Source organism: Bacillus sp. LR--39 (assembly GCF_053613335.1).
On the sequence record NZ_JBSIOT010000812.1, the window covers coordinates 1 to 734 of the forward strand.

The 734-nt window shown below is 45.8% G+C and carries 1 protein-coding gene; it reads left to right on the forward strand.

From position 1 onward, the window contains the following. A partial coding sequence (locus ACWHAR_RS26700; RefSeq protein WP_452088379.1) for a DEAD/DEAH box helicase family protein occupies positions 1-734 on the forward strand: 734 nt, incomplete at both ends.

Genomic DNA, 734 nt, shown 5'->3' on the forward strand with positions numbered 1-734 from the left:
TTGAGTTAGTCTCGAAATATCAGCCCCAGGGAGATCAGCCGAAAGCCATTGAAAAGCTTGTAAAAGGAATTCAGGAGGGCAAGAAGCATCAGACTCTGCTGGGTGCGACAGGAACTGGGAAAACATTTACGGTGTCCAATTTGATTAAAGAAGTCAATAAACCGACTCTCGTGATTGCCCATAACAAAACCCTTGCTGGACAGCTTTACAGTGAGTTCAAGGAATTTTTTCCGAACAATGCTGTCGAGTATTTTGTCAGCTACTATGATTATTATCAGCCGGAGGCGTATATGCCTCAAACGGATACATTTATAGAGAAAGACGCTAGTATTAATGATGAAATTGATAAACTGAGACACTCCGCCACATCAGCTTTGTTTGAGCGCAGAGATGTCATTATTATTGCGAGTGTGTCTTGTATATACGGCCTCGGTTCGCCTGAGGAATACCGGGAAATGGTCGTGTCACTGCGGACTGAAATGGAAATTGAGCGCAACGAGCTGCTCAGAAAACTTGTAGACATCCAATATGCCCGCAACGATATCGACTTTCAGCGCGGTACATTTCGTGTGCGCGGGGATGTAGTGGAAATCTTTCCGGCATCCCGTGATGAGCATTGTATCAGAGTTGAATTTTTCGGTGACGAAATCGAACGGATTCGGGAAGTGGATGCGCTGACAGGAGAAATTCTCGGCGACCGAGATCATGTTGCGATTTTCCCGGCATCCCACTTC